At 70.5% G+C, this 19,040-nt stretch carries 15 protein-coding genes, 1 pseudogene and 2 riboswitches; of the genes and pseudogenes, 6 read left to right on the forward strand and 10 right to left on the reverse strand.

The features are described 5' to 3' along the window. Positions 1–23 precede the first annotated feature (23 nt). Together gcvH and gcvT are read right to left on the reverse strand one after the other, a co-directional pair. Positions 24–398, reverse strand: a complete 375-nt coding sequence (gcvH, locus tag P1K89_RS14080; protein ID WP_284617069.1) for a glycine cleavage system protein GcvH — start codon at positions 396–398, stop codon at positions 24–26. Between the two features lie 76 nt (positions 399–474). After that, positions 475–1,587 carry a glycine cleavage system aminomethyltransferase GcvT gene (gene gcvT / locus P1K89_RS14085; protein WP_284617070.1) on the reverse strand — a complete coding sequence of 371 codons (1,113 nt, stop codon included), beginning with the start codon at positions 1,585–1,587 and terminating at the stop codon, positions 475–477. A gap of 43 nt (positions 1,588–1,630) precedes the next feature. Next, a riboswitch (glycine riboswitch) is annotated at positions 1,631–1,759 on the reverse strand. A gap of 10 nt (positions 1,760–1,769) precedes the next feature. Beyond that, positions 1,770–1,861: riboswitch (glycine riboswitch) on the reverse strand. Between the two features lie 84 nt (positions 1,862–1,945). On the opposite strand from gcvT, the gene P1K89_RS14090 reads away from it, so the two are divergent. The 6 genes from P1K89_RS14090 to P1K89_RS14115 all read left to right on the forward strand — a co-directional run bounded on the left by P1K89_RS14090 (position 1,946) and on the right by P1K89_RS14115 (position 7,712). Continuing rightward, positions 1,946–2,440 (forward strand): CoA-binding protein, encoded by a 495-nt coding sequence (locus P1K89_RS14090; protein ID WP_284617071.1) that lies wholly within the window; start codon positions 1,946–1,948, stop codon positions 2,438–2,440. Between the two features lie 10 nt (positions 2,441–2,450). Beyond that, positions 2,451–3,752: an O-acetylhomoserine aminocarboxypropyltransferase/cysteine synthase family protein gene (locus P1K89_RS14095; RefSeq protein WP_284617072.1), complete on the forward strand. Its 1,302-nt coding sequence runs from the start codon at positions 2,451–2,453 to the stop codon at positions 3,750–3,752. A gap of 14 nt (positions 3,753–3,766) precedes the next feature. Further along, positions 3,767–4,669, forward strand: a complete 903-nt coding sequence (locus P1K89_RS14100; RefSeq protein WP_284617073.1) for a helix-turn-helix domain-containing protein — start codon at positions 3,767–3,769, stop codon at positions 4,667–4,669. Positions 4,670–4,752: 83 nt separating this feature from the next. Continuing rightward, a complete protein-coding gene (locus P1K89_RS14105) occupies positions 4,753–5,199 on the forward strand; it encodes a hypothetical protein (protein ID WP_284617074.1) in 447 nt (148 codons plus the stop codon). Between the two features lie 64 nt (positions 5,200–5,263). After that, a complete protein-coding gene (locus tag P1K89_RS14110; RefSeq protein ID WP_284617075.1) occupies positions 5,264–6,919 on the forward strand; it encodes an acyl-CoA synthetase in 1,656 nt (551 codons plus the stop codon). Between the two features lie 10 nt (positions 6,920–6,929). After that, entirely contained in the window at positions 6,930–7,712 is a 783-nt protein-coding gene (locus P1K89_RS14115; protein WP_284617076.1) for an enoyl-CoA hydratase, read from the forward strand. A 15-nt stretch (positions 7,713–7,727) separates the two neighbouring features. Here the strand turns inward: P1K89_RS14115 and P1K89_RS14120 are convergent, their stop codons facing one another. From P1K89_RS14120 to P1K89_RS14155, 8 genes and pseudogenes are all read right to left on the reverse strand, one after another. Beyond that, on the reverse strand, positions 7,728–9,392 hold the full coding sequence (locus tag P1K89_RS14120; protein WP_284617077.1) for a hypothetical protein: 1,665 nt from the start codon (positions 9,390–9,392) through the stop codon (positions 7,728–7,730). A gap of 99 nt (positions 9,393–9,491) precedes the next feature. After that, complete coding sequence (locus P1K89_RS14125) at positions 9,492–10,838, reverse strand: lytic murein transglycosylase (protein ID WP_284617078.1); 1,347 nt, start codon at positions 10,836–10,838, stop codon at positions 9,492–9,494. 72 nt (positions 10,839–10,910) lie between these two features. Continuing rightward, the gene (locus P1K89_RS14130) at positions 10,911–12,632 is read right to left on the reverse strand and encodes a methyl-accepting chemotaxis protein (RefSeq protein WP_284617079.1); all 1,722 of its coding nucleotides are present in this window, start codon (positions 12,630–12,632) and stop codon (positions 10,911–10,913) included. Positions 12,633–12,731: 99 nt separating this feature from the next. Further along, on the reverse strand, positions 12,732–13,262 hold the full coding sequence (locus P1K89_RS14135) for a chemotaxis protein CheW (RefSeq protein WP_284617080.1): 531 nt from the start codon (positions 13,260–13,262) through the stop codon (positions 12,732–12,734). Between the two features lie 106 nt (positions 13,263–13,368). After that, positions 13,369–14,400: pseudogene (locus P1K89_RS14140) on the reverse strand (methyl-accepting chemotaxis protein); the annotation flags it as partial. Positions 14,401–14,809: 409 nt separating this feature from the next. Continuing rightward, positions 14,810–16,378 carry a methyl-accepting chemotaxis protein gene (locus P1K89_RS14145; protein WP_284617081.1) on the reverse strand — a complete coding sequence of 523 codons (1,569 nt, stop codon included), beginning with the start codon at positions 16,376–16,378 and terminating at the stop codon, positions 14,810–14,812. A 102-nt stretch (positions 16,379–16,480) separates the two neighbouring features. After that, on the reverse strand, positions 16,481–18,619 hold the full coding sequence (locus tag P1K89_RS14150) for a chemotaxis protein CheA (RefSeq protein ID WP_284617082.1): 2,139 nt from the start codon (positions 18,617–18,619) through the stop codon (positions 16,481–16,483). A gap of 56 nt (positions 18,620–18,675) precedes the next feature. Beyond that, on the reverse strand, positions 18,676–19,038 hold the full coding sequence (locus tag P1K89_RS14155; protein ID WP_284617083.1) for a response regulator: 363 nt from the start codon (positions 19,036–19,038) through the stop codon (positions 18,676–18,678). Positions 19,039–19,040: the final 2 nt, after the last annotated feature.

Consider the following 19,040-nt stretch of genomic DNA (forward strand, 5'->3'; position numbering starts at 1 on the left):
ACAGCGGGAAGGTCAGGAGGCGATCAGAGGGTCTTCAGCAGCGCGTCGTACGCCGGCGGGTCCATCAGCTGGTCGAACTGGCCCATGTTGTTGACGTGGACCTTGAAGAACCAGCCGTTGCCCATCGGGTCGCGGTTGGCGAGCGACGGATCGGCGCGCAGTTCCTCGTTGACCTCCACCACCTCGCCGTCGACCGGCATGTAGAGGTCCGCCGCGGCCTTGACCGATTCGACGACGCCGGCGACCTCGCCCTTCTTGTAGGTCTTGCCGACCTGGGGCAGATCGACGAAGACCACGTCGCCCAGCGCGTCCTGCGCATGCAGCGTGATGCCGACGACGGCGGCCTCGTGGTCCTCGATGTTGATCCACTCGTGGTCGGGCGTGAACATGGTAGTCATCGGACGAATCCTCCTGGTTGGGCGAGCTGGCGGCGGGAAAGGCGGCGGCGGATCAGCGGCGTGATCAGCGGATGGTCTAGCGGTGGTAGCGGTGCGGCGTGAACGGCATCGGCGCGACGCGCATCGGCAGGCGCTTGCCGCGCACGTCGGCGTAGACCTCGTGGTGCGCGATCGCGTGGTTCGCGGCCAGGTAGGCCATTGCCACCGGCTCGAACACCGTCGGCCCCAGCGTGCCGCTGGTCACGTGGCCGAGCTTGCGGTCGTGGCTGTCGTAGATGATCGCGCCCTCGCGCACCGGGATGCGCTCGAGGCCGGTCAGGCCCACGCGCTTGATCGTCGGGCCGGTGGCCAGCTGGCTCTCGATCGCCGCGGCGCCGGGATAACCGCCGGCGCGCGCACCACCGGGGCGCCGCACCTTCTGGATCGCCCAGGTCAGGCCGGCCTCGACCGGCGTGGTCGTCTCGTTGATGTCGTGGCCGTAGAGGCACAGACCCGCTTCGAGGCGCAGCGTGTCGCGCGCGCCGAGGCCGGCAGGCTTGACCTCGGGCTGCGACAGCAGCTGCTTGGCCAGCGACACCGCATGTTCGGCCGGCACCGAGATCTCGAAGCCGTCTTCGCCGGTGTAGCCCGAGCGGGTGACGAAACAGTCGCTGCCGTTCAGGCGGAAGTCGCCGCCGGTCATGAAGGTCAGCCCGGCGACGTCGGCGTTCAGCCGCGACAGCGCGGTCACCGCCTGCGGGCCCTGCAGCGCGAGCAGCGCGCGGTCGGGCAGCGGCACGACGCTGCAGCGGTGGCCGATGTGGGTCTGCAGATGTCGGATATCGGCGGCCTTGCAGGCCGCGTTGACGATCAGGAACAGGTGGTCGGCGCGCCGCGTCATCATCAGATCGTCGAGCAGGCCGCCGTTCGCATTCGTGAAGAAGGCGTAACGCTGTTTGCCCATGCCCAGGTCGATCACGTCCATCGGCATCAGGGTTTCCAGCGCCTTCGCGGCGTCGTCGCCGCGCAGCTGCAGCTGGCCCATGTGCGAGACGTCGAACAAGGACGCGAAGTCGCGGCAATGCCGGTGCTCGGCGAGGATGCCGGTGGGGTAGTTGACCGGCATCGCATAGCCGGCGAACTCGACCATCTTGGCGCCGAGTTCGAGGTGCAGGTCGTGCAGCGGAGTCTTGAGCAGATCGGCGGACATTTGTCTTCTCCCGAGGGCATACCGGCCCCACCCGGAGGTGGGGGCTGCCCTCGCTGTCCGCTTTACCTGAGAGATTGGCGACGCCGGGGATACCGGTGCCGCTTGCCCCTTCGGTGGACGGGCTCCCTCGGTCTTGCGACCGATTGACCCGCCTCTCTCCAGTGAGGAACGCTTCCGCGAAGAAGCGCTTGCCAGTCCTTTTGCCTGAGCGTTCGAGGTGGCAACCTCTGCGCCTTCGGCGGCTTCGGGTGAAGCTCTCTCCTGACCGCGGGCAGTGTAATCCAAGGTGCGCGGCCGCGGCCCTGGGACGAATCAGGGGCCGGCCCGGCCGACGCCCGGGCGATGATCCCGGACTCCGATGGCCGACGATCCGCAACAAGCCCCCGAGGCGCCCGACGACGCGACGCTGCGCGGCCTGCTGCGCGCGGCGCGAACCATCGCCGTCGTCGGCCTGTCGGCCGACTGGCACCGGCCGAGCTTCTTCGCCGCGAAGTACATGCAGCAGCGCGGTTACCGCATCCGCCCGGTGAACCCGCGCTATGCCGGCGCGACGGTGCTGGGCGAGCCCTGCGTGGCCTCGCTGGCCGAGGTCGATGGTCCGGTCGACATCGTCGACGTCTTCCGCCGCACCGAGGAGGTGGGTCCGATCGCCGACGCGGCGATCGCCATCGGCGCCAAGGTGCTGTGGCAGCAGATCGGTGTGCTCAACCACGACGCCGCTGCGAAGGCGCGCGCCGCGGGCCTGGCCACGGTGATGAACCGCTGCGTGAAGATCGAGCATGCGCGGCTCTTCGGCGGCCTGCACTGGGCGGGCGTGAACACCGGCGTGGTGTCGGCGCGCCGGCGCGGATGAGGGGCCCGGCATGAGCGGTCGACAGTTCAAGCCCGAGACGCTGGCGATCCACGCCGGCCAGATCCCCGACGAGGCCACCGGCGCCCGCGCGTTGCCGATCTACCAGACGACCAGCTTCGTCTTCGACTCGGCCGACCACGCGGCCAGCCTGTTCAACCTGCAGACCTTCGGCAACGTCTATTCGCGGCTGTCGAACCCCACCGTCGCGGCGCTGGAAGAGCGCGTGGCCGCGCTCGAGGGCGGGCGCGCCGCGGTGGCCTCGGCCAGCGGCATGGCGGCCGAGGCGATGGCGCTGATGACCATCCTGCAGGCGGGTGACCACGTGGTCGCCGCCGGCGCGCTGTACGGCGGCACGGTGACGATGCTGGCGGTCAACCTCGCGAAGTTCGGCATCGAGACGAGCTTCGTCGACGCGACGACGCCCGAGGCCTTCGCCGCGGCGATGCGGCCGACCACCCGCGCGGTCTTCGCCGAGAGCCTGGGCAATCCCAGCCTCGTGGTGCTGGACATCGCCGCGGTCGCCGAGGTCGCCCATGCCCACGGCGTGCCGCTGCTCATCGACAACACGGTGCCCAGCCCGTACCTCTGCAACCCGCTGGCGCTGGGCGCCGACATCGTCGTGCACTCGGCGACCAAATACCTCGGCGGCCATGGCACGACGCTGGGCGGCGTGATGGTCGAAGGCGGCCGCTTCCCGTGGGACAACGGCCGGTTCCCCGGCATGACCGAGCCGTCGTCCGGCTACCACGGCGTGCGCTTCTACGAGACCTTCGGCGACTTCGGCTTCTCGATGCGCGCGCGCATGGAGACCTTGCGCGTCTACGGCGCGGCGCTGGCGCCGCTGGCCGCGTGGCAGATCCTGCAGGGCATCGAGACGCTGCCGCTGCGCATGGAGCGGCACTGCCGCAATGCGCGGGCGGTGGCCGAGTTCCTGCGCGCGGATGCCCGCGTCGGCTGGGTCAACTACCCCGGGCTCGAGGACCATCCGCAGCATGCGCTGCTGGCGCGCCAGGTGCGGTCGGTCGACGGCCGGCCGGGCGCGTCGGGGCTGCTGGCCTTCGGCGTGAAGGGTGGCCTGGACGCCGGCATGCGCTTCATCGAGGCCGCGCAATTCATGAGCCACCTCGCGAACATCGGCGACACCCGCACGCTGATCATCCATCCGGCGTCGACGACGCACCGGCAGCTCGACGAGGCCCAGCAGCGGGCGGCCGGCGTGACGCCGGACATGGTGCGCATCTCGGTCGGGCTGGAGCACGTCGACGACATCCTGTGGGACATCGACCAGGCGCTGGCGGCGGCGGTCGGCTGAATCCGAGCCCACCGATGATCCTGACCTCGCTGCCCGACCTGCCGCCGCGGCCCGAGACCGCTGCCAATGCCGCGTTCCGCCGCGCCTTCTACGAACGCTGGGGCCGCGAGAACGCGATCGTCTGCGGCACGGCCCGCGAGGCCGAGTACGCGACGCTCGCGCAGCCGCTGTCGATCAAGCTGGCCTGGGGCGGGCGCGAGCGCTACGTGCTGGCCGACCGCGAGGTGGTGGTCGACGACGACAACTGGCTGGTGCTCAACGCGGGCGCGCGCTACGGCAGCGTGCTGCGCGCACCGCGGCCGGCGTGGTCCTTCGCGGTGTTCTTCCGGCCCGGGCTCGTCGACGAGCTGCGGTCGCTGCGCCGCGCCGCCGCCGGCCAGGCGCTCGAGCAGGCGATGCCGGCCGTGCCGCCGCGGCCGTTCTCGCAGCACCTGCGCCGCCATGACCGGCGGCTGACGCCGCGGCTGCGTGCGCTGCGCGACGCGGTGCTGGCCGGCGAGCGCGACGAGGACTGGCTCGAGATCCAGCTCGGCGCGCTGGCCGAGGCGCTGCTGGATGCCGAGGCGTACGAGCGCGGCACGTCGGACGAGCGCCCGGCGCGCGCCACCCGCGACGAGCTGCTGCGCCGCCTGCGCCGCGGCGCCGACTTCATCGAGTCCTGCGCCACCGAGCCGATCACGCTGCAGCAGATGGCCGATGCGGCCTGCCTGTCGCGCTGCCACTTCGTGCGCGAGTTCGGCCGCCTGTTCGGCCGCACCCCGCACGACGCGCTGTGCGCCAAGCGCGCGGCCCTGGCGCGCCGCGCGATCGCCACCGGCGAGGCCGACGCCGAGCGCATCGCGCAGGCGGCCGGTTTCGGCAGCCGCTGGTCGATGCGGCGGGCCCTGGCGCGCTTCCCGGCGCCGGCGGCCGACTGAAACCGCGCAATTCCTGCACCCCGCGGCCGACGCAGCGGATCTACGCTGCCGCGATGCCGACCCTGCTTCGTGCCCTCGCCGCGATGTCCCTCGCCCTCGGTGCCGTCACCGCCACCGCCCACGCCGCCTGTCCCGCCGCCGAACACCACCAGTTCGATTTCTGGCTCGGCCGCTGGGAAGTCTTCACGCCCGACGGCAAGCTCGCCGGCGAGAACCGCATCGAGGCCGTCGCCAACGGCTGCGCGCTGCTCGAAAGCTGGCAGGGCAAGGGCGGCTTCAGTGGGTCGAGCCTCAACAGCTACGACGCGACGACGAAGCAGTGGCACCAGCACTGGGTCGATTCCAGCGGCGCCCGGCTGGTGATCGCCGGCGGCTGGGATGGCCGGCGCATGCTGCTCGCGTCGCCGACCGACCGCATCAGCTGGACGCCGAATGCCGACGGCACGGTGCGGCAGCTCTGGGAGCAGACCGCCGACGGCGGGCAGTCCTGGAAGACGGCCTTCGACGGGCTCTACAAGCGCTTGCGCTGAATCGACCTCTCGCGCCGCCTTCGTGCGACCATCCCGGGCTCGGACCCGGATGGAGCATCAGCGCATGAGCGGCAGCAACATCTACGAGCAGCACCTCGACCGCACGCCGGCCAACTTCGTCGCGCTGTCGCCGGTCAGCTTCGTCGAGCGCAGTGCCGAGGTCTTCGGCGACCTGCCGGCGGTGATCCACGGTGCGCGCCGCTACACCTGGCGCGAGACGCGCGAGCGCAGCGCCCGGCTGGCGGCGGCGCTGCGCGCGCTGGGCGTCGGGCGCGGCCACACCGTCAGCACGATGCTTCCGAACACGCCGGAGATGGTCGAGGCGCACTACGCGGTGCCGGCGCTGAACGCGGTGATCAATACGCTGAATACGCGGCTCGATGCGCCGCTGCTGGCCTGGCAGATGAACCACTGCGAGGCCGCGGTGCTGATCACCGACCGCGAGTTCGCGCCGGTGATCGCCAGGGCGCTGCAGATCCTGCGCGACGAGCACGGCCGGCGGCCGGTGGTGATCACGGTCGACGACAGCGAGTACCGCGGCCCGGGGGACCGCCTCGGCGAGCACGAGTACGAAGCCCTGCTGGCCGCGCACGAGCCGCTGGCGCAGCTCGGCGGCCCCGCCGACGAGTGGGATGCGATCGCCGTCAGCTACACCTCGGGCACCACCGGCGATCCGAAGGGTGTCGTCACCCACCACCGCGGCGCCTACCTCAACGCGGTGTGCAACGCGGTGACCTGGACGATGCCCCAGTTCCCGCGCTACCTGTGGACCTTGCCGATGTTCCACTGCAACGGCTGGTGCTTCCCATGGACCGTCGCGCTGCAGGGCGGCGTGCACGTGTGCCTGCGGCGCGTCGAGGCGCAGGTGATCTTCGACGCGATGCGCGAGCACCGCGTCGACCACTACTGCGCGGCACCGATCGTGCACAACCTGCTGATCGCCGCGCCAGAAGCGATGCGCGAAGGCCTGCCCGCCGGCATCCGCGCGATGGTGGCCGGCGCCGCGCCGCCCGCCGCGATGATCGAGGGCATGGCGCGCATCGGCATCCACCTGACCCATGTCTACGGGCTGACCGAGGTCTACGGCCCGGCGTCGGTCGCGGTGCAGCGGCCCGAGTGGTCGGCGCAGCCGATCGGCGAGCAGGCGCGGCTGAACGGCCGCCAGGGCGTGCGCTACCCGCTGCAGGAAGGCCTGTCGCTGCGCGACCCGGCCACCCTGCACGAGGTGCCGGCCGACGGCGAGACCATCGGCGAGCTGATGTTCCGCGGCAACATCGTGATGAAGGGCTACCTCAAGAACGACGCGGCCACGCGGCTGGCGCTGCGCGGCGGCTGGTTCCACACCGGGGACCTCGCGGTGATGGATGCCGAGCGCTACGTGAAGATCAAGGACCGCAGCAAGGACGTCATCATCTCCGGCGGCGAGAACATCAGCTCGATCGAGGTCGAGGATGCGCTGTACCGCCACCCGGCGGTGCTGGCCTGCGCGGTGGTCGCCAAGCCCGATGCGAAGTGGGGCGAGACGCCGCTGGCCTACGTCGAGTTGCGGCCCGGCGCGCAGGCGAGCGAGGCCGAGCTGATCGGCCACTGCCGGGCGCTGCTGGCCGGCTACAAGGTGCCGCGCGAGGTGCGCTTCGAGGACATCCCGAAGACCTCGACCGGCAAGATCCAGAAGTTCCAGCTGCGCGAGCGGGCGAAGTCCGCTTCCGCGATCGAATGAGGAGACGGCCATGTTGACCACGCAAGACCCCCTGCTGCTGCGCAGCGCCGATGCCCGCGGCGTCATCACACTGACGATGAACCGCCCGCAGGCCTTCAATTCGCTGTCGGAAGACCTGCTGGAGGCGCTGCAGACCGAGCTCGACCTGATCGCGCGCGACGATACGGCGCGCGTCGTCGTGCTGGCCGGCACCGGCAAGGCGTTCTGCGCCGGCCACGACCTGCGCGAGATGCGGGCCGCGCCGTCGCAGCGTTATTACGAGAAGCTCTTCGCGCAGTGCGGCCGCATGATGATGGGCATCCAGCGGCTCGACGTGCCGGTGATCGCGCGCGTGCACGGCATCGCCACCGCCGCCGGCTGCCAGCTGGTGGCGATGTGCGACCTCGCGGTCGCGGCGCGTGAGGCGCGCTTCGCGGTCAGCGGCGTGAACCTGGGCCTGTTCTGCTCGACGCCGAGCGTCGCGCTGTCGCGCAACCTCGGCCGCAAGGCGGCCTTCGAGATGCTGGTGACCGGCGGCTTCATCTCGGCCGACGAGGCGCAGGCCAAGGGCCTCGTCAACCGCGTCGTCGCTGCGGCGGAGCTCGATGCCGAGGTCGAATCGCTGGTGGCCTCCATCGTCGCGAAGCCCAAGGTCGCGATCGGCATGGGCAAGCAGCTCTTCTACCGCCAGCTCGAGGTCGGCATCGAGGCGGCCTATGCCGACGCCACCGAGACGATGGCCTGCAACATGATGGACCACAGCGCGCTCGAAGGCGTGCAGGCCTTCATCGAGAAGCGGCCGCCGAAGTGGTGAGGCGGCTCAACGCTGTCACTGCATCACCAGCGCACTCAGCGCCTCGCTGCGGGTTCGCCGGTTCAGGTAGCGCAACGTGAAGTCGGTGTAGGTCTTGTTCGCCTGCTGGGCGGGCTGCGGCGCGACCGGCCAGTTGACTTGGCGACCGCCCCCGTCGTCCATCGTGAGGTGGATGATCGAGCGGTAGGCGGGCCACGCGGCACCGCCGACGTTGCCGCTCTTCGGACCCTGGTGCACGTTCCAGCCGCCGCGCAGCACGTACTCGGTCCACTCGGGCGAGCCCAGGAAGCTCTTGCCCCAGCTCAGGTCCACCGGGCTCGGCGTCGCGCTGTTGACGTTGGCCGCCAGCTGCGGGCCGGACAGCGTCGTCGGGCTGAGGGCCGGGATGGCGGCGGCCTTCAGGAACGAGACGCTGTCGATGTACGGCAGCAGGGTGTAGTAGGTCGCGATCGGCGTGCGGCCGGCCTGGCCGTTGACGGTCTTCCAGCCGTCGTCGTCGTAGAGCTGGAACGAATAGACGCCTTGTTCGACCCAGCCCAGCGCGGCGAAGTTGGCGTCGGCGGTGGCGTTCGGCGACACGGTGGACAGGCCGTGGTCGTAGCCGCTGGCGCCGTCGACCGCGCAGTTCGCGACGTCGGCCTGCGCGACGCCGCCGCTGGCGCTGCGGCATTGCAGGAAGGGATGGTCGATGGCCAGGTTGAGGTAGTTGCCGCGCTTGCCGGCGAGCTCCGCCGCTGCGCGCAACAGCGAGGGGCACAGCAGCTTGCGCGAGCCGATCGCCGGGCCGCTGACGATCGCGTACTTGGCGTTGCACGCCGTGTCGACGACCTGGAACTGCATGTCGCGCCGCCAGGCCGTGGGCGGCGTCAGCACGAAGCCGGTCTGGATCGAATAGCCCGATGCACGCGCCGTGCGCCAGCCGGTGAATACGCCGGCGAGGCGCTGGTTGCCGTAGATGCGCAGCGTTGCATCGTTCTGGTCGCTCGGGCAGCGGTCGCTGCCGGCCGAGCTGCCGGTGATCAGCGTGTTCTTCACGCCGGGCGTGACGCTGCCGTCGGCGTGCCGCTGGTCGTATTCGATGTCGATTTCGCGCCGCGTGCTGCCGTTGGCGTTGACGCGGTGGCGCGTGGCGGTGACCGTGATCTTCTCGGTGCTGCGACCGATGTCGTCGTAGTCGCCTGTCGGGTGGCCGGCGCCGATCGCATCGCTGTCGACGCCGTTGTGGCGCCAGCAGCGGTCCAGGAACTGGGTGGCGGCCGCGCCGGTGGGCACCGCGATGCCGTACAGCGCGTCGCGGTTATGCATCAGCACCTCGATCTGCTGGATCGTCTCGACCGGCACCGGTGTCGCCGCCGTCACCGTGAAGCCGCCCAGGCCGTCGTGCTTCAGCACGATGTCGACGTAGGTGTCGCTGCCCACCTTCACCGCGGGGATGTTCAGCGTATCGGTCGAATGGTCGTAGCTCGCGACGGCGGCCCCCGCGACCGTCACGGGGGCATACGAATCCAGCGTGAAGAAGTAGTTGCCCTGGTGCTTCAGCGTCACGCGCAGCGTCTGCCCGGCGTAGCTCACCGAAGGGATCGTGACGATGTTGCTCGTCGCGTCGAAGGTGGTGACCTCTGCCGTGGCCGGCAGAACCGTCGCGCCGAGCAGCGCGGCAAGCAGGGCAGCATGACGCATGGGACCTCCGCACAGGCAGATCGCCCGGCGATTCTGATCCCGCGCGGGCCTGCGCGGCAAGGCGCGGCGTCCCGCCCCTTGGGGAGATCCGGGTCCTGACTAAGCCGGCTGCAGCCGCTGCAGCAGCTCGACGGTCGGGTAGCCGTCCGGCGGCAGCCCCAGGCTGCGCTGGAAGCGGCGCACCGCGGCGCGCGTGGCGGGCCCCAGCAGGCCGTCGACCGTGCCGGCGTCGAAGCCGCGTTCGTTCAGCGCCGTCTGCAGCGCGCTGGTCTGGCTGCGCGTCAGCATCACCAGCTCGCGCGGCCACGCGGCGATCACGCCCGGCCCGTCGGCCAGGCGTTGCGCGAGCAGCGCGACGGCGAGCGCGTAGCTGGTCGAGTTGTTGTAGCGCAGCAGCGCGCGGTAGTTCGCGCCCACCAGGAAGGCCGGGCCGCGTGCGCCGGCAGGCAGCAGGACGGCGGCGTTCGCGATGGCCGGCAGCCGGCCGCCGTCGATCGTGCGCAGGCCTTCGTCGGCCCAGCGGGCGCTCGGCTGGCGCAGCGCCTCGTCGGCGCGCGCGACGTCGAAGCCCGGCGGCAGCGCCACCTCCACGCCCCAGGGTTCGTCGGCGCGCCAGCCCGAGCGGGCGACGAAGTTCGCGGTCGAGGCGAACACGTCGGCCATGCTGCCCCAGATGTCGCGCCGGCCGTCGCCGTCGGCGTCGACGGCATGCGCGAGGAACACCGACGGCATGAACTGCGTCTGGCCCATCGCGCCGGCCCAGGAGCCGGTCATGTGCGTTCGGTCGATGTCCCCGTTCTGCAGGATCTTCAGCGCCTTCAACAGCTCGTCGCGGGCCCAGGCCTCGCGGCGGCCGTCGAAGGCCAGCGTCGCCAGCGCGTCGATGACCGGCAGGCTGCCGGTGTCGCCGCCGAAGTTGCTCTCGATGCCCCAGATCGCGGCGAGCACGGTCGCCGGCACGCCGTGCTTCGCCGCGGCGGCCTCGGCCTCGGGCCGCACGGCCTTGAGCTTCTCGCGGCCGTTGGCGATGCGCTGCGGCGAGACCGCGCGGTCCAGGTAGTCCCAGATCGCCCGGATGAACTCGGGCTGCGCGCGGTCGAGCTCGACGATCCGCGGCAGGTAGCGCACGTCGGCGAGCGCCGACTGCAGCGTGGCCTCGTCGATGCCGGCGGCGCGGGCGCTGGCGCGGAAGCGGTCGATCCAGGCGGCGAAGCGGGCTGGCAGCGACGCGTCGACCTCGGCGGCCGCTGCGGCCGGCGTCGGTTTGCTAGCGTCTGAAGTCGGCGGCACAGCGACGACGGGCGGGGGCGACGCGGGGGTCGGGATCGTCGGCGTGGGCGCTGATGGCGGGGAGGGGGCGGCCGGTGGCGTGCCGCAGGCCGCGAGGGCGGCGGCGCCGAGTGCGGCCAAGGCCCGCAGGCGGCGCGTCGAGGCAGAACGAGACATGCCGCCGATTGTCGTCGTCGGGGTGACGGCGCCAAGCGGCGGCATGCAACAGCGCGCGTCAGCGCGCAGGGATCAGAACGACTCCCAGTCGCCGGCGTCGTCGCTGCGGGATGTGGGTCGGGCCGGTGCGGCCAGCGCCGGCTTCGACTGCGCCTTCGCCTGCGCGATCGCCGCCTTCGCGACCTCGGCAGGCCGCTTCGGCGCCAGCGGCGCGACCGGCACCACGGGTGCCGGGGCCGTCGCCGCTTCGCCGCCGACCTGGAAGGTCGACACCACGCCGGCGAGCTTCTGCGCCTGGTCGCGCAGGCTCTCGGCGGCGGCGGCCGATTCCTCGACCAGCGCCGCATTCTGCTGCGTCATCTGGTCGAGCTGGCCGACCGCGCCGTTGACCTGGCTGATGCCGGCCGACTGCTCGGTGGCCGCGGCGCTGATCTCGCCGATGATGTCGGTGACGCGCTGCACGCTGGCGACGATCTCGCCCATCGTGCTGCCGGCGTCCTGCACCAGCTTGGCACCGGTCTCGACCTTGTCGACCGAGCTGCCGATCAGCGTCTTGATCTCGCGCGCGGCTTCGGCCGAACGCTGCGCCAGCGAACGCACTTCACCGGCGACCACCGCGAAGCCGCGGCCCTGTTCGCCGGCCCGCGCGGCTTCCACCGCGGCGTTCAGCGCCAGGATGTTGGTCTGGAACGCGATACCGTCGATGGTGCCGATGATGTCGGCGATCTTCTTCGACGCGGCATGGATCTCGTCCATCGTCGCGACCACCTGGCTGACGACCGCGCCGCCACGCTGGGCGACGCTGGAGGCCGAGCTCGCCAGCTGGTTGGCCTGCTGCGCGGCATCGGCGCTCTGGCGCACGGTGCCGGCCAGCTGCTGGATCGCGCCGGCGGTCTGCTGCAGGTTGCTCGCGGTTTCTTCGGTGCGCTGGCTCAGGTCCTGGTTGCCCGAGGCCACTTCGGCGCTGGCGATCTGGATCGAGCCGGTCGATTCACGCACCTGGCTGACGATGCCGCGCAGCGCGTCGCGCATCTCGGTCAGCGAGCGCGTGACCTGGCCGATCTCGTCGTTGCGGTGCACGTCGAGCTCGACGGTCAGGTCGCCGTGGCCGATGCGTTCGGCGGCCCGAGCCAGGTCGGACAGCGGATGACGGATCGAGCGCACGAGGAAGACGGTGCTGACGGCCATGCCGATGACGATGAAGCCCATCACGACGGCGACCATGAACACCGTGCGCATGCGCTCGGCCCCCATCGCGTCGCGCAGCGCGGCGGCCCGCGTCTCCTGCAGCTTGACGAACTCGCGCTGCCGCGCGGTGTAGGCCGCCAGCGCCGGCTGCAGCTTGTCCTTCAGCAGCGCCTTGGCGCCGTCGGCATTGCCGTCGGTCTTCAGCTTGCGGGCCTCGTCGCGCAAGCCGATGTAGGCCTTGCGGGTCTCGGCCACCTTGGCGAGCACGGCCTTCTCTTCGTCGCTGGTCGCCAGCTTGTCGATGCCCTGCTGCAGCTCCGAGATGCGCCGGGTGGTCGCCTCGGCGTCGGCCTTCAGCATCGCGTCGAGCGCTTCGTCGGCTGTGCTCAGGCCGGCGACGGTGCGCACCACGTTCGCCTCGGTCAGGCCGGCCCAGGTCAGCGAGTCTTCCAGCTTCTGCTGCTGCTCCTGCTGCGCCTGGGCGCTCTGCGCCTGCGAGCGCGTCGTGCGGATGCTGGAAGCGGTGGTCATCATCACGACCATCACCGCGAGGACCACCGTCGGCAGCCACAGCCGCTGCGCGATCGTCAGGCCACGTTCTTTCATGTCAGTCTCGTCCTGCTGGAAAACGTCGGGCAAAGAAAAGGGGCGGCCGTCAGCCGCCCCGTCGGGTTCGGGGAACCGGGGTCCGGCGAACGCGGGGGGTCAGGCGGCTTCGGCCGCTTCCGCTTCCATCAGGCCCATGTCGGCGCTGCTCATCAGCGCTTCGATGTCCATCAGGATCAGCATGCGCTCGGCGACGCTGCCGATGCCCGTGATGTAGGAGGTGTCGATGGTCGCGTTGGTGGCCGGGGCCGGGCGGATCTGGTCGCCGCCGAGCTCGAGCACGTCGGACACCGAATCGACCACCGCGCCGACGACGCGGCCCTTGACGTTCAGCACGATCACCACGGTGAAGTGGTTGTACTCGGCGCTCTCGCAACCCAGCTTCAGGCGCAGGTCGACGATCGGCACGATCACGCCGCGCAGGTTGACGACGCCCTTCAGGAAGGACGGCGCGTTGGCGATGCGCGTCGGCTGCTCGTACGAGCGGATCTCCTGCACGCGCAGGATGTCGATGCCGTACTCCTCGGCACCGAGCCGGAAGGTCAGGTACTCGCCGTTGCGGGCATGCACGACCGCACGACGCACGGCCTCGTGCTGCGCGATGCGGGTGCCTTCTTGAATCATTTCCATGGTGGCTGGGTCCTTGGTGGAGTGTTGAGGCACCGACCGGCACCTGCGAGTTGTATCGGCTGCTGCGCCCGGAACTTGAAGGCGCCGCGTGCAGGATTGCGCCCGCTCAGAAGGTTTCCCAGTCGCCGTCGTCGCCGCCCTTGGCGGTGGCCGTGGCCACCGGCGCCGGCTTGACAACCGCGGCCGGTGTGGCTTTGGCGGCGGGCCTGGTGGCTGGTTTGGCGACGGGCGCGGCCACGGGCTTCGCGGCCGCGACGGGCGCCGGGGCGGCCTTCGCCGGCGGCGGGGGTTTGGCGACCGCAGGGGCGGCCGGGCTGGTAGCGGGCTTCGCGGCGACCGGCGTCGCGACCGTCTTCACGACCGGCGGCGGCGCGTGGTGCACCACGGCAGCGCCGTCGAGGCGGAACATCGACACCACGCCGGCCAGGCGCTGCGCCTGGTCCTTCAGGCTCTCGGCGGCGGCGGCCGATTCTTCGACCAGCGCGGCGTTCTGCTGCGTCATCTGGTCCAGCTGCACGACGGCGCCGTTGACCGAGCCGATGCCGGCCGACTGTTCGGTGGCCGCGGCGCTGATCTCGCCGATGATGTCCGACACGCGCTGCACGCTGGCGACGATCTCGCCCATCGTGCTGCCGGCGTCCTGCACCAGGCGGGCACCGGTCTCGACCTTGTCGACCGAGCTGCCGATCAGCGTCTTGATCTCGCGCGCGGCTTCGGCCGAGCGCTGGGCCAGCGAGCGCACTTCGCCGGCCACCACTGCGAAGCCGCGGCCCTGTTCGCCGGCGCGCGCGGCCTCGACCGCGGCGTTCAGCGCCAGGATGTTGGTCTGGAACGCGATGCCGTCGATCACGCCGATGATGTCGGCGATCTTCTTCGAGCTGGTGTTGATCTCGTCCATCGTCGAGACCACCTGGCTGACGACCTCGCCGCCGCGCTGGGCCACCACGGCGGCCGAGCTCGCGAGCTGGTTGGCCTGGGCGGCCGAATCGGCGCTCTGGCGCACGGTGGCGTTGATCTGCGCCATCGAGCTCGCGGCCTGCTGCAGGTTCGACGCGGTCTGCTCGGTGCGCTGGCTCAGGTCGGCATTGCCGCTGGCGATCTCGTTGGCGGCGGTCGATACACCGTCGGCACCGCCGCGGATCGCGGCGATCGAGCGGCGCAGCTCGGCCTGCAGCGTCTGCAGCGAGCCCAGCACCTTGGCGGCGTCGCTGTTGCCGTGGATGTGGATGTCGGCCGACAGGTCGCCCGCGGCGATGCGTTCGGCATGGGCCGAGAACTGCACGAGGAACCGGCGCAGCACGGCGGCGCCGTCGATGAAAGCGAGGGCCGCCAGCACGGTGAAGGTGGCGCTGGCGCCGATGGTGGCGGCCGGCGACCAGCCGAGCGACAGGCCGGCGACCACGCAGGCTTGGCCCGCGAGCATGAGGGCGAGCAGCAGCGCGGCGCGCTGCTGGGAAGACAGGAACGACAGCATGAAGGGGAAGGACTCTCGGTGTTTTGGAAAGGGGAGGCGGTGATCAGACCGCCTGGTTCAGGCGGTCAGGCGGTCAGGCGGTCAGGCGGAACACGCCGACCGCGCCGGCGAGCTTCTGCGCCTGGTCCTTCAGGCTCTCGGCAGCGGCGGCCGATTCTTCGACCAGCGCGGCGTTCTGCTGCGTCATCTGGTCGAGCTGCACGACCGAGCCGTTGACCGAGCCGATGCCGGCGGACTGTTCGGCCGACGAGGCGGTGATCTCGCCGATGATGTCGGAGACACGGCGCACGCTGGAGACGATCTCGTCCATCGTGCTGCCGGCGTGCTGCACCAGCTTCGCGCCGGTCTCGACCTTCTCGACCGAGCTGCCGATCAGCGACTTGATCTCGCGTGCGGCCTCGGCCGAACGCTGGGCCAGCGAGCGCACCTCGCCGGCGACGACCGCGAAGCCGCGGCCTTGTTCACCGGCACGCGCGGCCTCGACCGCGGCGTTCAGCGCCAGGATGTTGGTCTGGAACGCGATGCCGTCGATCGTGCCGATGATGTCGGCGATCTTCTTCGAGCTGGCATTGATCTCGTCCATCGTCGAGACCACCTGGCTCACCACCTCGCCGCCGCGCTGCGCGACGGCCGAGGCCGAGCTCGCGAGCTGGTTGGCCTGGCTCGCGGCATCGGCGCTCTGGCGCACGGCGCCGGTGAGCTGCTCGATCGAGCTGGCGGTCTGCTGCAGGTTCGACGCGGCCTGTTCGGTGCGCTGGCTCAGGTCCTGGTTGCCGGTGGCCACCTCGACGCTGGCGGTCTGGATCGAATCAGCGGACGAGCGGATCTGGCCGACCAGCGAGCGCAGCTGCTGCTGCATCGCGTCCAGGCTCTTCAGCAGCTGCGCGCTCTCGTCGCGGCCGGCGTCGGTCACCGGGCGGGTCAGGTCGCCGCTGGCGATGGCGCGGGCGAGCTCGTTGGCCTGGCTGATCGGACGCAGGATCGACGCGGAGTTCGCCAGCGTCAGCGGCACCACCAGCAGCACCGCGACGGCCAGCGCCGCGGCGAAGCCGATCAGCGTGCGCTGCACGGCCTGCTTCATGTGGTCGCGCGCGGTCTCGGCGCTCTTCGCGTTGGCCATGCGGATCGCGCCGATGGCTTCCTCGGCGGCGACGATCTGTTCGGTGGCGCGGCCGGAGATCTTGTTGATCGTGGTCGCCGAGTCGTAGCCCGAGGCCTCGATCTGCTTGAGGATCGGCTCGAACGCGGTGGCGTAGGCGGTGACCCGCGTGCCGACGGCCTCGATCGTCTTGCGGTCGAGCTGGTGGTTGGCCGCGGCCAGGCTCTTCAGCTCGGCCTGCGTCAGCTTCAGCGACTCGTGCCACTTGGCCTTCAGCGCGGTGATCGCCTCGGGCTTCTCGTAGTTGATGATCAGGTCCTTCTCGTGGCGGCGCAGGTAGCCGAGCTGCTCGGTCAGCGACGCGACGTGCGTATTGACCGTCAGGTTCTGCTCGGTGACCTGCTCGCTGAGATCCTGGATGCGGAACATGCCGAACAGGCCCGCACCGCCGACCATCACCAGCAGCGCGACGACCATCAGGATGGCGCCGATCATGCGCAGGCGGATCGTGAAGTTGCGCATCAGTGCGTGCACGAAGGCCATGGGGTGTCTCCTGAAGCTCTGTCGAAACGGAAGACGGCGGGCCCGAGGGGAAGTCCGGGTCCCGCCGTCGTCGGGTACTGCTTGGAAGGAAGGATCGTTGGCTCAGTGCCGTGAACGGCGCACCAGCGTGCCGATGTCGAGGATCAGCGCGACGCGGCCGTCGCCCATGATCGTGGCGCCCGAGACGTCCGGCACCTTGCGGTAGTTGGCCTCGAGGTTCTTGACCACCACCTGCTGCTGGCCGAGCAGCTCGTCGACCAGCAGCGCGACGCGCGCACCTTCGGCCTCGACCACCACCATGATGTTGCTGACGTGCTCGAAGTCGAAGCGCGGCACCTCGAAGACCTTCTCGAGGTCGATCACCGGCATGTACTCGTCGCGCACCTCGACCACGCGGCCGGTGGTGCCGATCGTCTTGATCATGTTCGGCTGCACCTGGAACGATTCGACCACCGAGCCCAGCGGCAGGATGTAGCACTCGTCGCCGACGCCTACGCTCATGCCGTCCATGATCGCCAGGGTCAGCGGCAGCCGCACCTTGACGCTCATGCCGTAGCCCTCGGCCGAGTCGATGTCGACCGTGCCGCCGAGCGACAGGATGTTCTTCTTGACGACGTCCATGCCGACGCCGCGTCCCGAGACGTCCGTCACCTGGTCGGCCGTCGAGAAGCCCGGCGCGAAGATCAGGTTCCAGCATTCCTGGTCGGTCATCGAATCCGGCGCGTCGATGCCTTTCTCGCGCGCCTTCTTGATCAGCTTCTCGCGGTTCAGGCCGCGGCCGTCGTCGCGCACCTCGATGACGATCGAGCCGCCCTGGTGCGAAGCGACCAGCGTGATCGTGCCGGTCTCGGGCTTGCCCTTGGCGACGCGGTCGGCCGGCGATTCGATGCCGTGGTCGCAGCTGTTGCGCACCAGGTGGGTCAGCGGGTCGGTGATCTTCTCGACCATGCCCTTGTCGAGCTCGGTCGCTTCGCCCACCGTCACCAGGTCGACCTTCTTGCCGAGCTTGGCGGCCAGGTCGCGCAGCATGCGCGGGAAGCGGTTGAAGACCATCGACATCGGAATCATCCGGATCGACATCACCGCTTCCTGCAGGTCGCGGGTATTGCGCTCCAGGTCGGCGAGGCCCGAGGTCAGCTGCTGGTGCAGGCCCGGGTCGATGCCCTTGCTGTTCTGCGCCAGCATGGCCTGCGTGATGACGAGCTCGCCGACCAGGTTGATCAGCTGGTCGACCTTCTCGATCGAGACGCGCAGCGTTGCCGAGTCGAGACCGGCGCCGGCCTTGGCCTCGGCCTTGGGCGCGGCGGCCTTCGGGGCGGCGGCCTTGGGCGCGGCATCGCCGACCGGCGCTACGTCGGCCGCGGCCGGCGCGGCGGCGGCGCCTTCGACCGGCGCGCCGGGCGCGTCGTCGAAGAAGCCGTAGCCGGGGTCGGTGCTCGGCGCTTCCGGCGGCGGTGCGCCGGGCGCGCCTTCATGGAAGCCGTAGCCGGGGCCGATCGGCGCCAGGCGCACGGATTCGCGCGGCACGTGGAAGGTGAAGAGGTCCAGCAGGTCGCTGTCGCTCGAGGCCGTCGTGACCTTGAAGCGGCGCATGCCGTCCTGGCCGGCACCGCCGTCCAGCGGCTCGATGGTGCCCAGGCCCGTGATTTCCTTGAACAGGTCGACGATCGAGTCGGCCTGCGTCATGTCCGGCAGCTCGCCGATCGTCAGCTCGATCACGCGCACGTCGTTCTTCAGCGGCGCGCGCGGCGTGGCCGGTGCGGCGGCTGCGACGGGGGTCGCGACCACGGGGGCGGCGAGCGCCTGCGTGTCGACCGTGCCGCCGGCGCACAGCGTCTTGATGGAGAACAGCAGCTCGGTGGTGTCGATCTCGCCGCCGCCCGATCCCTGGTGGCGCGCGAGCTGGGCCTTCAGGGCATCGCCCGAGGCGAGCAGCACGTCGACCATCTGCGCGGTCGGCTGCAGCTCATGCCGGCGCAGCTTGTCCAGCAGCGCTTCCATCTGGTGCGTCAGCTCCGCCACATCGGTGAAGCCGAAGGTCGCGGCGCCGCCCTTGACGGAGTGTGCGCAGCGGAAGATGGCGTTCAGTTCCTCGTCGTCTGCGGCCGAGACGTCCAGCTCGAGCAGCATCTGCTCCATCGTGCCGAGGTTCTCGCCGGCTTCCTCGAAGAAGACCTGGAAGAACTGGCTCAGGTCGATGCCGGCGGACATGTGGGCGCCGTCGTTGCTCGTCTCTGCCATGGCAGAAGCCTCCGGAATGTTCTGGGTACTGCGAAGAGGGTGCTTGTCCGCTGCGCTCAGCGGATGACCTTGCCGATCACCTCGATCAGCTTGGCCGGGTCGAAGGGCTTGACCAGCCAGCCGGTGGCGCCCGCGGCGCGGCCGGCCTGCTTCATCTGGTCGCTCGACTCGGTGGTCAGGATCAGGATCGGCGTGCCCTTGAACTTCGGGTTCTCGCGCAGCTTCTTCGTCAGGCTGATGCCGTCCATGCGCGGCATGTTCTGGTCGGTCAGCACGAGGTTGAAGTCACGCTGGCCGGCCTTCTCCCACGCGTCCTGGCCGTCCACGGCCTCGACGACGTTGAAGCCGGCGTTCTTGAGCGTGAAGGAGACCATCTGGCGCATGGAGGCCGAGTCGTCGACGGCGAGGATTGAGTGCATTG

It is taken from the genome of Aquabacterium humicola (assembly GCF_030167915.1).
Taxonomy (GTDB): Bacteria; Pseudomonadota; Gammaproteobacteria; order Burkholderiales; family Burkholderiaceae_C; genus Pseudaquabacterium; species Pseudaquabacterium humicola.